Annotated in this window: 11 protein-coding genes and 1 pseudogene; 3 read left to right on the forward strand and 9 right to left on the reverse strand. The window is 70.0% G+C overall.

Features of this window, described 5'->3' with window-relative positions; translation table 11 throughout:
* The first annotated feature begins 27 nt into the window (after positions 1 to 27).
* Complete coding sequence (locus tag A5691_RS26415; protein ID WP_197505003.1) at positions 28 to 2139, forward strand: acyltransferase family protein; 2112 nt, start codon at positions 28 to 30, stop codon at positions 2137 to 2139.
* A 260-nt stretch (positions 2140 to 2399) separates the two neighbouring features.
* On the forward strand, positions 2400 to 5717 hold the full coding sequence (locus A5691_RS26420; protein ID WP_082950511.1) for a LuxR C-terminal-related transcriptional regulator: 3318 nt from the start codon (positions 2400 to 2402) through the stop codon (positions 5715 to 5717).
* Here A5691_RS26420 and A5691_RS26425 read toward each other — a convergent pair.
* A complete protein-coding gene (locus A5691_RS26425; protein ID WP_067756009.1) occupies positions 5714 to 6400 on the reverse strand; it encodes a GDSL lipase in 687 nt (228 codons plus the stop codon). The two genes, A5691_RS26420 and A5691_RS26425, sit on opposite strands and share 4 nt — an antisense overlap.
* Positions 6401 to 6493: 93 nt before the next feature.
* Positions 6494 to 7732, reverse strand: coding sequence for an acyltransferase (locus tag A5691_RS26430; RefSeq protein WP_067756007.1), 1239 nt, complete (start codon positions 7730 to 7732; stop codon positions 6494 to 6496).
* 315 nt (positions 7733 to 8047) lie between these two features.
* On the opposite strand from A5691_RS26430, the gene A5691_RS26435 reads away from it, so the two are divergent.
* Positions 8048 to 8473 (forward strand): STAS domain-containing protein, encoded by a 426-nt coding sequence (locus tag A5691_RS26435; protein WP_067756028.1) that lies wholly within the window; start codon positions 8048 to 8050, stop codon positions 8471 to 8473.
* Here the strand turns inward: A5691_RS26435 and A5691_RS26440 are convergent.
* The 7 genes and pseudogenes from A5691_RS26440 to A5691_RS26470 all read right to left on the reverse strand — a co-directional run bounded on the left by A5691_RS26440 (position 8460) and on the right by A5691_RS26470 (position 14671).
* On the reverse strand, positions 8460 to 8723 hold the full coding sequence (locus tag A5691_RS26440; RefSeq protein WP_067756004.1) for a hypothetical protein: 264 nt from the start codon (positions 8721 to 8723) through the stop codon (positions 8460 to 8462). The genes A5691_RS26435 and A5691_RS26440 overlap by 14 nt on opposite strands.
* Entirely contained in the window at positions 8720 to 9232 is a 513-nt protein-coding gene (locus A5691_RS26445; protein WP_082950516.1) for a DUF3093 domain-containing protein, read from the reverse strand. The genes A5691_RS26440 and A5691_RS26445 overlap by 4 nt, the downstream gene beginning before the upstream one ends.
* A gap of 49 nt (positions 9233 to 9281) precedes the next feature.
* A complete protein-coding gene (gene hemB, locus A5691_RS26450) occupies positions 9282 to 10262 on the reverse strand; it encodes a porphobilinogen synthase (RefSeq protein WP_082950512.1) in 981 nt (326 codons plus the stop codon).
* 26 nt (positions 10263 to 10288) lie between these two features.
* Positions 10289 to 11947 carry a uroporphyrinogen-III synthase gene (locus A5691_RS26455; protein ID WP_068018096.1) on the reverse strand — a complete coding sequence of 553 codons (1659 nt, stop codon included), beginning with the start codon at positions 11945 to 11947 and terminating at the stop codon, positions 10289 to 10291.
* 23 nt (positions 11948 to 11970) lie between these two features.
* Entirely contained in the window at positions 11971 to 12915 is a 945-nt protein-coding gene (gene hemC, locus A5691_RS26460; protein WP_068018098.1) for a hydroxymethylbilane synthase, read from the reverse strand.
* 13 nt (positions 12916 to 12928) lie between these two features.
* Positions 12929 to 14299 (reverse strand): glutamyl-tRNA reductase, encoded by a 1371-nt coding sequence (locus tag A5691_RS26465; RefSeq protein WP_067889020.1) that lies wholly within the window; start codon positions 14297 to 14299, stop codon positions 12929 to 12931.
* A gap of 7 nt (positions 14300 to 14306) precedes the next feature.
* Positions 14307 to 14671: pseudogene (locus A5691_RS26470) on the reverse strand (glutaredoxin family protein).
* Positions 14672 to 14707: the final 36 nt, after the last annotated feature.

Genomic DNA, 14707 nt, shown 5'->3' on the forward strand with positions numbered 1-14707 from the left:
CGGCCCAGCGAACTCACCACCCGCCAAGTGGAGCGGGCGGTGAAGCGGACCGGATTTCGACCCGACATCGAGGGACTGCGGGCGGTCGCGGTCATCGCGGTGGTGCTCTATCACGCGGGCATCCCTGGCGTCAGCGGCGGATACATCGGCGTGGACGTGTTCTTCGTCATCTCCGGCTACCTCATCACCGGCCTGTTGTTCCGGGAGGCGTCCTCCACCAACACCGTTGCGCTGGACCGCTTCTACGGCGCGCGGGCTCGTCGCCTGCTGCCGGCCGCCGCGGTCGTCGGCGTCCTCACCGCCCTCGGCGCGGCCGTCGTGCTGCCGCCGCTGCAAGCGCGCAGCGTGTTCCTCGACGGCATCGCCAGCGCCCTCTACGTCGGCAACTACCGGTTCGCCACCCAGGGCACCGATTACCTGACCCCGCACCTGGAATCGCCCTTCCAGCACTACTGGTCGCTCGGCGTGGAGGAACAGTTCTATCTGGTGTGGCCGGTGCTGATCATCGGCACCGCCTGGCTGGCGCGGCGCCTTCCGGCGCTGCGGGGCGCCACACCGTATGCGGTGGTCCTGGGCCTGGTGGGGGCGGCGTCGCTGACGGCGGCCGTGCTGTGCAGCCGCACGTCGCCGTCCTGGGCGTTCTTCTCCCTGCCGACCCGCGCCTGGGAACTGGCGGCGGGTGGCCTGCTGGCCCTGTCGATTCAGCAGTGGCACCACCTGTCACTGCGCACCGCGTCGATCGCCGGCTGGGGCGGCCTGGCGCTGATCCTGCTCACCTGCACGCAATTGGACGCGCACACCCCCTACCCCGGCACCGCCGCGCTGCTGCCCGTGCTGGGCACCGCGCTCGTCATCGGCGGCGGCAGCGTCAGCCGCGGCCTGGGGGCCGGCCGGCTGCTGTGCCGGCCTGCGATGCGCGCGATCGGCCGGATCTCCTATTCCTGGTACCTGTGGCACTGGCCGGTGCTGTTGCTGATGCCCGCACTGCTGGGTGAGCCCGCCGGCCTGCCCGCCCGGCTGACCGCGACGGCGGTGTCCGCCGGGCTCGCCATCATCACCTTGCACCTGGTCGAAAACCCGGGCCGGTTCGCCGCCGCCCTGCGCCGGTCGGCGAGGACCAGCCTCGCCGTCGCCGGGGCCGCCAGCGCGGTCGCGGCCTGCGCCTGCGTGCTGTTGCTGAACGCGGTGCCGGTGCCCGTCGGTCATGGGGCGGCCGCCCCGCGGGCCAACATCGTCGCGGTTCCGCCCAGCGCCGCCCCCACCGTCAGCGCACAAGAGGCGGCGGTCCGAGCGGCGTTCGCTCAGGCGCGCGCGGCGGTCGCCGCGTCGGCGAACCTGAAAGCCGTGCCCGCCAATCTCGATCCCCCGCTCGCCAAGGCGTCCGCCGACAAGGCCGCGGTCTTCGTCAACGGGTGCGTGCGCTCCTGGCGCGAGGTCGGGCAAAACGAGTGCGCGACGGGCGATCTCGCGTCGCCGACGACGGTCACCCTGATCGGCGACTCACACGCCGCCATGTGGGACCCGGCCTTTGCGCAGGTCGCCGAGCAGCGCCACTGGCGGTTGGAGACGCTGGCCAAGGTGACCTGCCCCATCCAGGACCTGCACATCGTCAGCCCGTACCTGGGCCGCGAGTACACCGAGTGCGAACAGTGGCGCGGCCAGGTCGTGGCCCGGGTGGCCGCCGAACATCCGCGCCTGGTGGTGGTGGACATGAGCCGGCGCTACGCCGCGGACTTCGGTTTCACCTCCTACGACCCGGCGTGGATCGACACCCTGGGCCGCACCGTCACGCAATTGCGCGGCACCGGCGCTGCGGTGTTGATCCTCGGGCCCGCCCCGGATCCCCATTCGTCGCTGCCCGCCTGCCTTTCCGCGCACCTCGACGACGCCGGCGCCTGCGCGCCGACGCGGTCCGCCGCGGTCAACGACGACGGCATCGCCGCCGAGCGTGCGGCAACCACGGCCGGCGGCGGCCAGTACGCGGATCTCACCGACCTGTTCTGCACCCCCGAGCGCTGCCCGATGATCGTCGGCAACACCCTGGTGTTCCGCGACGACAACCACGTGACGACCGAGTACGCGCAGTTGCTGGCGCCGGTGATGGGCGCGCTCGCGGACCGGGCCCTGGCGGGTGGGTGAGCGGAAATGAACTTCTGGTGGTTGACGAACGTCATATCAGCGAAGGGTTTTGGGAGGTTGTAGGGGATGACTCCGCTGCTGCTGGCCTGCATTGCGGCCGCCGCTCCAGTCGCCGGGTTCGGCTTGCTGAATTTGCAAGCCCGCCTGGAGCGATGGGACTACGAGCGCCACGCCGAGGACTGAACCCCAGTCGTAAATCCGCGTGGCCGCGCCCGGACTCTGCGCGCTTTTGCTGATGTTTTGCCGCTCACCGCGGCCGCATGCTGGCTAACATGATCGACATCGATTCGTCGGCGGACATGCCGCTGCTGGACTGGAGCGAGCAGAGCTTGAGCGAGCTGCCCACTGGGACGGTGACGTTGCTGCTTGCCGACGTCGAAGGCTCGACCCGGCTGTGGGAAACCCAGTCCGACACCATGACGGCGGCCCTCGAGCAACTGAACCAGACCGTCAACGGCCTGGTCGCCGCCCACGGCGGGGTGCGGCCGGTCGAGCAGGGCGAGGGCGACAGCTTCGTGATCGCCTTCGCCCGCGCCAGCGACGCCGTCGCTTGCGCCCTGCAGATCCAACTGTCCGTACTCCCGCCGATCCGGATCCGAATAGGCGTGCACACCGGCGAGGTCCAGCTGCGCGATGCCGGCAACTACGCCGGGCCCACGATCAACCGGACGGCGCGGCTGCGCGACCTCGCCCACGGCGGGCAGACGGTGCTGTCCGGGGCCACCGAACCGCTGGTCGTCGACCGGCTACCGGCCGACGCCTGGCTGATAGACCTGGGCGTGTACCCGTTGCGGGATCTGCCGCGCCCCGAGCGCGTCGTGCAACTCAACCATCCCGGCCTGCGTGCGGAATTCCCGCCGTTACGCACCACGAACGCCGTTGCGGCGTCTCATCTTCCGGTCCAATTGACCAGCTTCGTCGGCCGTGGCGACCAGATCAGCGACGTCGGACAGATCCTGCGGGACAACAGGGTGGTCACCCTGACCGGCGCGGGCGGCGTCGGAAAGACACGGTTGGCGGTGCAGGTCGCGGCGCGGGTGTCCGACGAGTTCCCCGGCGGGGCCTGGTTTGTCGATCTCGCCCCGGTCACCAACCCCCTCGTCGTGCCCGTCACCGTGGCGCGCACCCTGGGCCTTGCCGATCAGCCGGGCCGCTCCACGATGGAAACGGTGGCGAAATTCGTCCGGGACCGCAAAATGCTACTGCTGCTGGACAATTGCGAACACCTGCTGGATGCGAGTGCCGAGCTGATCGTCGCCCTGCTCGATGCCGGGCCGGGCGTCACCGTGTTGGCGACCAGCAGGGAACCGATCGGCATGGCCGGGGAACTGACCTGGCGGGTGCCGTCGCTGACGGTCGACGGCGAGGCCCTCGAGTTGTTCGCCGATCGTGCCCGCCGCACGAGACCGGATTTTCAACTCACCGAAGACAATTCGTCCGCGATCGCTGAGATCTGTCAGCGCCTGGACGGCATGCCGCTGGCGATCGAGCTGGCCGCCGCGCGGACCCGCACGCTGTCGCTGACCCAGATCGTCGACGGGTTGCACCACAACTTCCGCCTGCTGGCCGGGGGCGCGCGCACCGCGGTCCGCCGCCAGCAGACGCTGCGCGCATCCATCGACTGGTCCCACGCCATGCTCACCGAGCCGGAACGCATACTGTTCCGCCGGCTGGCGGTGTTCATGGGAGGGTTCGACCTGGATGCCGCGCACGCCGTGGGCGCCGACGCCGGGGTCGAGCACTTTCAGCTCATCGACCTGCTCGGGCTCCTGGTCGACAAGTCGCTGATCGTCACCGAGGAAATCGACGGCATGATGCGCTACCGGCTGCTGGAGACCGTCCGGCAGTACGGCCTGGAAAAGCTGGCCGAGTCGGGTGAAGCCGAGGCCGTGCGCATTCGCCACCGCGACCACTACACCGCCGCCGCGGCGGAGCTGGAATCGCGGATGCGTGGTGACGGCTCCCCGCTGGTCCCCTGGGCCGAACTCGAGATGGCCAACCTGCGGGCGGCCCACGCCTGGAGTTGCGACGCCGGGGAGTTCGACCCGGCGCTGCGGCTGGTGTCGGCGCTGCAGCGGGTCTGGCTGACGCGTGGCCGGTTTCGCGAGGGCGTGACGGGGTTCGATGCCATCTTCAGCGACGAGCGGTACCGCGACGCGGACGTCGCGCCCCAGGTCTGGGTGCGGGGGGTCGCCGACGCCGGGCTGCTCGGGGTCTGGTCCTCGGTCCCGTTCAGCCTGCAGCGCGCGCAACAGGCCCTGGCTACCGCGCGCCAGCTCGGCGACGAGGCGCTCGTCGTGCACAGCTTGATGACCTGCGGCATGTTGGCGGTGGGCAACCCCACGTTGGCCGAACCGTACTTCACCGAGGCGGCGGATCTCGCACGCACATCGGGTGACCTCGCCGCGCTGGCGCAGCTGCGCGCCTACCAAAGTTTCACGTGTGCCGTCGGGGGTGACATCATCGCCGCGCAGGCGGCGGGCGAGGAGGGACGAGACCTCGGCGACGCGCTCGGCGACAGCTTCGCGTCCCGTTACAGTCGTACGTTCCTCGGCAGCACGCTGGCAATGCGAGGCAGGCTGACCGAGGGCCTCGAGATGTCGCGTTCGCTGGTCGAGGAGGCGCGAGCGGCCGGGGACCGCCCCATGGAGGTCTTCGGTCAGATCATCTGCGCGCAAGCGCTCGCGTCGATCGGCGATGCCGTTGCGGCGCGCACCGCAGCGCACACCGCCCTGGAAATCGGCGCCGCGCTGGGCGGTTTCCACGAGGACTCGGCCTATACGTTCCTGGCCATCGCCGAACTGGCCGCCGGTGACGCCGCGGCGGCCAGACAGGCCTGCGACGCGGCCTGGCGGTCCACGTATCCGTTGAAGGAACTTCTCAACCGGTGCACGGTGCCCATTGCCGACGCGGCGCTGGGCTGTGGCGACCTGGCCGCCGCCCGACGCTGGGCGGACGACACCGTCGCGGTCGCGCCGGGATCGCAACGGATGCTGGCGCTGACGTCGCGCGCCCGGGTCGCCGTCGCCCAGGGCGAGCCGCAGCAGGCCGAAACCGATCTGCACGACGCCGTCGCGGTCGCCGAGCGCACCGGCGGACACGTGTTACTTCCGGACGCCCTGGAGGGTCTCGCGGCGCTGGCCGCCGACTCCAACCCCGAGCACGCGGCCCGGCTTTTCGGTGCGGCAAATGGCATGCGGCAACGCCATGGCTCGGTGCGCTTCAAGGCTTTTCAACCGGCTTACGACGCGGCGCTGTCAACGGTTCGGGAAACCCTGGGGCAGGACGACTTTGAAGCCGCGTGGTCAGCGGGGCGTGCCCTGTCCACCGCGGAGGCCATCGGTTACGCGCAGCGGGGTCGCGGCGCGCGCGGGCGACCGGCCAGCGGTTGGGAGTCATTGACGCCGACCGAGATCGACGTGGTTCGCCTCGTCAGCGAAGGGCTGCCCAACAAGGACATCGCCGCGCGAATGTTCATCTCCGCGCGCACCGTCCAATCTCATCTGACGCACGTCTACGCCAAACTCGCCGTGTCGTCGCGGGTGCAGCTCGCTCAGGAAGCCGCCCGCCACACCTAGGCCGACAGCTGGGTCCGGATGAGCGGCGCGATCTTGTCCGCCATGTATTGGTGCCCGGCGTCGTTCGGGTGCACGCCGTCCGCGCCGATCAGGTCGGGCCTGCCGACGAACCAGTGTTCGGCGATCGGGTCCACCCACGTCGCCCCCGCGGACCCGGCCGCCGCGGCGAGCGCGTCGCGAATCAGCAGGATCGGGAGGGGCACGTCTGCCGTCGGCCACGGCGGCCCGATCACCAGAAACCGCGCGGACGGCGCCAGACGCCGGGCCAAATCGAATGTGCTGCGGGCTTTTTGACCGATCACACCCGGATCGATCGGCTCGTCGTTGCGCGAGCCGAAAAAAACCACCAGGACATCGTCGGCCTGCACGGCCCGGGAGGTCAGGTCCTCGAACACGCTGCCGTGGTCACCCGGCATGCCGTAACCGGCCCGGCCCTCGGCCGCCACGTCGGCCGAGATCCGCTCGCCCCGCGCGGCGAGCCCGTCCCACGCGCGGGCGGGCCACGACCTCGAGCCCAACCCGCCCTCGCCGGTGCCGGTGGTGTAGGAATCCCCGACGACCGCCAGATGGTTCAACCGGAAATCCAGGGTCAGCGTGTCGTAGGTGCGCACCTGGGCGGGATAGGCGATGCCGACGCCGACCAGAAAGGTCAAACCGATGACGAAGGTGGCCAGACGACTCACTACTACCTCCCTCCCCCGTCAACGGCATCGTCATGTGCCACTGCGTTCCATCGATTATCGCCCGCGATTCGCGGCGGGGCGCTAAGACAACCCTCACACGGCGCGGGCTGAAACCTTTTCCAGCGAACGGTCGATCGGATGGACCTTGCCACCCGCGGCCTCTTCGGGTTCGCTTCTCGCGGTGACGGCTTTGACATCCACCATCTTGCGCATCCAACGACGCGCGGGCTCTTCGACGAAGTGATACATCGCGATCGAGATCAACACGGCGATCGCGAGCAGGCCGATGACGTTCCACTTCCACGGATTGTCCTGTGGCCTCAGCTCGAATTGCTCGACGGACCAGCCCCAGGCGGTGTGCACCAGCTCGTGAACCATGTACAGGCAGAACGAGATCTGCCCGCCGTACACCATCAACCGCGTTGAGAGCGCCCTCGGCAGGCTCCCGACGCCGATCGCCAGCGTGATCACCAACGGAATGAACAGGATGTCGACCACGCCGCCGCTGTCGTTCTCCACGACGCCGGAGATCGGGTGCGCGTCAAACCAATACAGGACGCCCACCATGGCGGCCAGGAGAAACAGGGACAGGTACCCGGCGACGCGGCGGCCGCGATCGGTCAGCCGCAGCCTGCGCACCGCGGCGCACGCCAGCGCGCCGGCGACGAATTGCGTGACGATCCGCGGCAGCCAGCTCCACGGGGTGTAGAAGTGGCCGCTCGCCAGCAACATGACCACGGGCGGCAGCGCCGCCGCGAACGCGAGCACCATCAGGCTGCGCGCCCGCGTGGCCTGCTTCATCCGCAGGATGACCAGCACCAGGAGGCCGAAGAGCAGGTACGCCAGCCATTCGGCGCTGATCGACCAGGCCGGCCCGTCCCAGCTGGAGTCGTCGAAGAACGGGACGAACCACAGCTGCACCAGCAGGATCTGGCGGACGTAGCTGATCGCGGTGAGCTGACCGGCGTCGGGCGACGGCACATGGCCGACGTGCAGCGTGAAGATCACCCACAGGGCGGCGAGGTGCAGGGTGACCAGGTACACCGGCCACACCCGGGCCAGCCGCAGCCACAGGAAGTGCAGGGTGGCGCGCGTCGACCACGACCGGCCCATCCGGTCCAGGTAGTTCCAGGTCAGCACGAACCCGCTGAGGATGAAGAAAAGGTCGACGCCCTGGGCGCCGCAGTTGAGCACGGGCGCGAGGGCGTCGCGGAAGTCGGGCCCCACGTCGCCCAGCATCGGCCGGAAGTGGAAGAGCACTACCCAGAGCGCGGCGACGATGCGAAGTCCCGTCAGGGCCTTGATCTCTCCCCTGATCTCTGCGCCGCGCACGATGCTCTTTCCGCCTGGACTTCACGTTCGCCTGGTAGCTCGGCTGACCGGGCGACCTCGCGCTGTCACAAGTCCCCGCCTCGCAACCGGTAGCCCTGGCAGCCTAGCAGCGCAACCGCCGTGACGCCCGGACGGTTGTGGTGTGGCACGCGGACTTTCGCGGCGAATCGGCCCCGGACCAACTTTGCTCGTATCGGCGCGGAATGGCGGCGAAAATCGCTTCTTAACAAAACGTTAGATGCGGCTTTCACCCTCCTTAAGCTTGCGGTTTAGCGTCAAAGCCATAGCGAGCGCCACGGAGAGTGAGGGGTGCCCATGACGATCGCCGATGTCCTGACACGGGATCAGAACGGCATCTTCCAGTGCGGCGGCGCATGGGTTCGGGCTCACCGCCGCCAATTGGCGACCGTGGTGACGATCCGGGGGGAAATAAGCGCCTGCAATGCGGATCAGGTCGGCGAGCACATTCGGCGTTTCATCCTCGGAGAGGACCGCGTGGTGCTCGACATGGGCGACGTAAGCGAATTTGCTACGGCGGGCATTTCACTTCTGGAAACCTTCGATGACGCGTGCCGCGCCGAGGGGGTGCAGTGGACCTTGGTGGCAAGCCCGGCGGTCGCCGAACTGGTGGCTGACGGCGGGTTCTCCGGCAATTACTCGGTGCCCGAGGCGCTGCACGACCTGGCCGACGCGATCGCCAGCCGCCGTCGCATGGCGTTGCCGCTGGTCAGGATGTCTTAGCGCGCCGCTCACGGCGCTGCCTGGAGATTCCCACCACCGCCAGCACCCCTGCGCTGGTCAGCAGCAGCAGGGCCAGCAAGAGCAGCTGCGGGTCATACACCGTCGACGTGGTGAACGGCTGCCCGTCCGCGATCGGCGCCACCGCCACGGTGTGGTGCGACCGCGCCCAGCTGACTCCCGCGCCGATCAGCGCCGCGCAGGCCAGGGCGAGTTCGACCAACGCCCTGTTGCTCCGGTAGCGGGCGCTCACTGCGCGGACCCGGCGTCGTCGTCACGGTCGAAGTCGGTCACGTCGGCAGGCTCGACCCGCTCCTGGACCAACGGGGTCAGGGCCGCGCGGAGCTCACGGTGCCGGCGCGCCCACGCCTGCGCGTAGCGCGCGCCGGTCAGCTTCAGGCCGATGCCGATGCGGCCGCGCGGCACCCCGACCAATTCGCCGAGGGCCCGCGCCGACTGCCACCGCGCCAACTCCTTGCCGGAGGCTTCGTGGTTCTCCGGTTCCGGGTACACCTTGAGGATCTCGCGCACCAGGATGGTTTCGGTGCCCTGGCGCAGGGCGTCCTCGGTGAGTTCGACCGAGACGTGGATCCGGGCCGCCTTCACCTGCAACCCGACGAACCCCGATACCAGGACCAAGAAGATCAGCGGGATCAGGAACGACACGGGCGCACCGCTCCAGATTTCGATCAGGATCATCGCGCCCGCGGCCACCGGGCCCCACAGCACCCAGATCCAGCTGGCGCCCGGTTCGTAGAACAGCGGCTTGCGTTCCGCGGCCGTCGACTCGGAATTCACAGCAAGCCCCATCTCACGAAAGCCAACCCGCCACGTCGGCGGCCCAGTAGGTCAGCACAATATCGGCTCCGGCCCGGCGAATGCTCGTCAATGACTCGAGAGCCGCGACCCGCTCGTCGATCCAATTGTTGGCGGCCGCAGCGCAAATCATGGCGTACTCCCCCGAGACCTGGTAGGCCGCCACCGGCACCGGCGACACCTCCGCCGCGGCGGCCACCACGTCGAGGTAACCCAGCGCGGGCTTGACCATCAGGATGTCCGCGCCCTCGTCGAGGTCCAGCCGGATCTCGCGCAGCGCTTCGCGGAAGTTGCCCGACTCCTGCTGATAGGTGCGCCGGTCGCCGGACAGGCTGGAGCTGACCGCCTCGCGGAACGGGCCGTAGAACGCCGAGGCGAACTTCGCGGCGTAGGCGAGGATGACCACGTCGGTGTGGCCCGCGGCGTCCAGGCCGTCGCGTATCGCGGCCACCTGGCCGTCCATCATCCCGCTCGGGCCCACCACGTGCGCGCCCGATTCCGCCTGCGCCACAGCAAGTTTCACGTAGCGAGCCAACGTGGCGTCGTTGTCCACCCGGCCCCTGGCGTCCAGGACGCCGCAGTGGCCGTGGTCGGTGAATTCGTCCAGGCAGGTGTCGGCCATCAACACCGTCGCATCGCCGAGATCCTTGGCCAGGTCGCGCAGGGCGAGGTTGAGGATGCCGTCGGGATCGGTGCCCGCCGACCCCGTCGCATCCTTGTCTTCGTCCCGGGGCACCCCGAACAGCATCAGCCCGCCCACCCCGGCTGCGACGGCGTCGGCCGCCGCGCTGCGCAGCGAGTCGCGGGTGTGTTGCACCACGCCCGGCATCGACGCGATCGGCCGTGGTTCGTCGATACCGTCGGCGACGAACATCGGCAGCACCAAATGCCTTGGCTCCAAAGATGTTTGCGCCACCAGGCGACGCATCGCGGGGGTGGAGCGGAGCCGGCGCGGACGCTGCCGCGGGTAGGCCATGGGCTAGCTCCTCTGGTGGCGGCCCACTAGCGCCTGCGGCTCTTCTTACGCGGCGGTGGCAGCGCGCCCTCGGCGCGCAACCGGGCGGCGTGCTCGGCCAGGGCATCGACCAGCGGGCCGACGGCGGCCGTCTCGGGCTGCACGTCCACCCGCAGCCCGAATTCCGCGGCGGTCTCGGCCGTCTTGGGACCGATGCAGGCGATGATCGTCCGCGCGTGCGGCTTGCCGGCGATGCCGACCAGGTTGCGCACGGTGGAGCTGGAGGTGAAGCACACCGCGTCGAAGCCGCCGGTCTTGATCATCTCCCGCGTCTCCGCCGGCGGCGGCGCGGCCCGCACCGTCCGGTAGGCGGTGACATCCTCGATCTCCCAGCCGCGCTCGCGCAGTCCCTCGGCCAGCGTCTCGGTGGCGATGTCGGCCCGCGGCAGCAGCACCCGGTTCACCGGGTCGAAAATGCTGTCGTAGTCCGGGAAGTCGTCCAGCAGGCCGAGTGAGGACTGTTCGCCCGCAGGCACCAGCTCGGGGCTGATGCCGAACGCCCGGACCCGGTCGGCCGTCGACTCGCCGACACAGGCGATCTTGACGCCCGAGAACGCCCGCGCGTCCAGACCGAACTCGCCGAACTTCTCCCACACCGCGCGCACCGCATTGGTGGAGGTGAACACCACCCACTGGAAGCGGCCGTCGACCAGACCCTTGACGGCCCGCTCCATCTGGGCGGGGCTGCGGGGCGGCTCGACGGCGATGGTCGGCACCTCGATCGGCAGCGCGCCGTAGGACGTCAGCCGCTCGCTCATCTCGCCGGCCTGGTCCTTGGTGCGCGGCACCAGCACCGTCCAGCCGTACAGCGCCCGGCTCTCCCACCAGTTCAGCTTCGCCCGGCTGGCCACCGTCTTGCCGATGGTCACCACCAGCGGCCCGGTCAACGGGCCCGCCGGGTCCGTCCCGCCCAGGACGGCCGAGTCGGTCAGACCGCCCAGCGTGGTCTCGATCGACCGCTGCTGGCAGGTGGTGCCGTGCGCGGTCACCACGCACGGGGTGCTCTCGGAGAGCTCGTGCTCGATCAGGGTGCGCGCCGCGTCGGCCAGATGCGACGTGGTGGCCTGCAGGATCAGCGGGCCGGGCGCGGCGGCCAGAGCGTCCCAATCCACGTTCGGGTCGCGCACGTCGGCGACCGTGTGCGACGAGCCCAGCGGCAGACCCGCGTAGCTGGGCACGGCGCCGGTCGGCGCCAGGCCGGGCACGATCTCGATGTGCAGGTGGCTCCGCGCGACGGCGTTCACCTCGGTGATCACCGCGTCGACCGTCAGCGGGTCGCCGGCCACCAGCCGCACCACGTCGGCGCCGGCACGGGCCTCGGCGGTCAGCGTCTTGGCCACCTCGGTCGGCTCGCCGAGCGCCGGGCGGACATCCGGACCGGCCGATATCACCGCGGGCTGCTCCGCTCCGCCGGTGGGCGCGTCACCGTTGCCGGCGGCGGCCTCGGCCGGCGCCGGGCCGGAGACGGGTGGTAGGTCCTTGCCGATCAGCGCCAGCACCGGCTCCGGCACGTCGGGGTCGGTGAACACCAGGGCGGCGTTCGCCAATACCGTCGCGGCCCGGGTGGTCAACAGACCCGGATCGCCGGGTCCGGAACCCACGTACGTGATGCGGCCGGGTCTCGGCTTACGCCCTCGCGTCGTCATTGTCGCTCCCACGTCACTCGCAATTAATTTCCTCGGTTCGGGTCCTGCCGCGCTTCGGCCATCAGCTCTCGGGCGCCGAGTTCGAACAACTCCGCGGCGACCGATACCCCCAGCTCGCGCGCCCGGTCGGCGGTGCCGATGCCGGACGCGCGTATCACGTCGGACCCGTCCAGCGCCGCCACGCAACCGCGCAGCGACAGCTCTTCGAAGACGCGGCCGTCCTCATCGATGGACTCGACCACCTCGGCGATCGCGCCCACCGGTGCGGAGCAACCCGCCTCCAGTTCGGCCAGCAGGGCTCGCTCCGCGGTGACCGACGCGCGCGTGTCGGCGTCGTCCAACTCCGCCAGCACCGCCGCCAATTCATCACCCGCGCGGCATTCGACGGCGAGCGCGCCCTGAGCCGGTGCTGGCAACATCTGCACCGGCTCTAACGTCTCGGTGACATCGTCGAGGCGACCGAGCCGGGCCAGTCCGGCCCGAGCCACCACGATCGCGTCGAGATCACCATTGCTTACCCTGTTCAACCTGGTATCTAGGTTGCCTCGTAGGGGGCGGATTTCCAAACCGAGACCCAATGCCCTAAGCTGCGCGGCCCTGCGCGGGGACGACGTGCCCACCAGCGAACCCGGCGGCAACTCCCCGAGCACCAGCCCGTCGCGGGCCACCACCACGTCGCGGGGGTCGTTGCGGGGCGGTATCGCCGCGATCGTGAACCGCGGGTCGTCCGCCGTGGGCAAATCCTTGTGCGAGTGCACCGCGGCGTCCACCCGGCCGTCGTCCATGGCCTCGCGCAGTGCGGTGGTGAAGGCGCCGACGCCCAGGGTTTCGATGGGCGCCGACGAGCGGTCGCCGGCGGTGGTGATGATCACCAACTCCGCGGGGTGACCGTTGGCGATCAGGGCGTCCCTGACGACGCCGGCCTGGGTGGTGGCCAACAGACTGCCCCGGGTGCCTATCCGGATCACATTCGCCAATCGGCTACTCGGCGGTGGGTTCTTGCGTTCCGGCGTCGAATCCCGTTGCTATGACGGGCAATTCGCCCGCAGCGACGGCGTCGACGGCGGTCTGGTCGAGTTCGAAGAGTTCGCGCAGCGCTTCGGCGTAGCTATCGCCGCCGGGGGCGCTGGCGAGTTGTTTGATCCGCACGGTCGGCGCGTGCAGCAGCTTGTCCACCACCCGCCGCACGGTGCGCGCCACCTCCTCGCGGTGGGCGCTCTGAAGGCCGGGCAGCCGGTTGTCCAGGCGCAGCAGCTCCGCCTCCACCACGTCGGCGGCGCGCTGGCGCAGCGCGGTCACCGTCGGGGTGACCTCGGCCATCCGCTGGCCGGCCAGGTAGGCGGCCACTTCGGCGGCCACGATGTGGCGCGCGGCGTGCACGTCGGACGCGGCGGCGTGCGCCGACGGCTCGTGCTGCACGCGGTCCACGTCGACGACCCACACACCGGGCAGGCCGGCGACCGCCGGATCCACGTCGCGCGGCATGCCCAGGTCGCAGATCACCAGCGGACGCGTCGACTCGTCGCGGCGGGCGGCGGCCAGCGCGTGGTGCACGTCGGCCAGTGTGATCACCGGGCTCACCGCGCCGGTGCAGCTGACCACGACGTCGGCGTCGGCGACCGCGTCGGCCAGCCGGTCGAGGGCCATCGCGTCGGCCTGCACACCGGATTCGCGGATCTTGCGGGCCAGCCGCTGCCCCCGGGACAACGACCGATTCAGGACGTGCACCCGCCGGACACCGGAGCGGGTCAGGTGGGCCGCGGCCAGGGCGCCCATCGCGCCGGCGCCGACCAGCGCGGCGGTCTTGCCCTCCAGGCCGCCCAGCCGGCGCTCGGCCATGTCGAGGGCGACCGACACCACCGAGGCGCCGGCCGCATCGATCGCGGTCTCGGAATGCACCCGCTTGCCCACCGACAGCGCCCGTTGGGCCAGCTCGTGCAGCACCCGCCCGACGGTCCGATTGCCTTCCGCGGTGGCATACGCGCGGCGCACCTGGCCGAGCACCTGCTGCTCACCCACCACGGCGGAGTCCAGCCCGCTGGCCACCGCGAACAGGTGCTCGACGGCGGCCTCGCTGTACCGGACGTACGCGTATTTGGTCAGGTCCCCCATCGACATTCCGGAGTGATCCGACAGCACCTGCCCAATGGCCGCCAACCCGCCGTGGAACGCGTCCACCACTGCATAGACCTCGACCCGGTTGCATGTCGACAGCACCATCGCCTCGGTCACCAGCGGCGACTGCAACACTCGGTCGACGATCTTGCCCTGATCGGATTCGTCGATGCTGAGTTGTTCCAGGACGGAGACCGGCGCACTGCGGTGCGAAACCCCGAAGAGCAAGACGCTCACGGCAGCATCACCTGGCCAGCTCCCTTGCTTCCTCCAGTAACTGAACTGGTTTCCAAGGTAATCGTTTATCAGGTGGGCTACCAAATAATTGCCCGGTGGTCCTCATCTCCCCAGATCCGCGCGCAGCCGCGGCTCGTCGAGGTCCCAGTAGCTGTGCTCGCGGCCGTCGAGCAGGATCACGGGCAGCCGGTCACCGAATTCGGCCCGCAGCGCCGGGTTGCCGGCGGCCGCGGCGGCGTCGACGTCGGTCGTCGACAGGTCGAAGCCCAGCTCGGACGCCAGTTCCTCGAGCCGGTCGTGCACCCGCACGCAGAGGGTGCAGCCGTCGCGAGTCAGCAGTTCCACCTGCGGCCGTCGGGGGGCGTCGGTCATGGCCATCAGTCTGGCACCGGTGACTTGTGGGGACAT

Source organism: Mycobacterium sp. E183 (genome assembly GCF_001667735.1).
Classification (GTDB): Bacteria; Actinomycetota; Actinomycetes; order Mycobacteriales; family Mycobacteriaceae; genus Mycobacterium.

Excerpts from the sequence above, each read along its gene's own strand:
- A5691_RS26420 (WP_082950511.1), top strand. The coding sequence starts at position 2,400 with ATGCTGGCTAACATGATCGACATCGATTCGTCGGCGGACATGCCGCTG.
- A5691_RS26435 (WP_067756028.1), top strand. The coding sequence starts at position 8,048 with ATGACGATCGCCGATGTCCTGACACGGGATCAGAACGGCATCTTCCAG.
- hemB (WP_082950512.1), bottom strand. The coding sequence starts at position 10,262 with ATGGCCTACCCGCGGCAGCGTCCGCGCCGGCTCCGCTCCACCCCCGCG.
- A5691_RS26455 (WP_068018096.1), bottom strand. The coding sequence starts at position 11,947 with ATGACGACGCGAGGGCGTAAGCCGAGACCCGGCCGCATCACGTACGTG.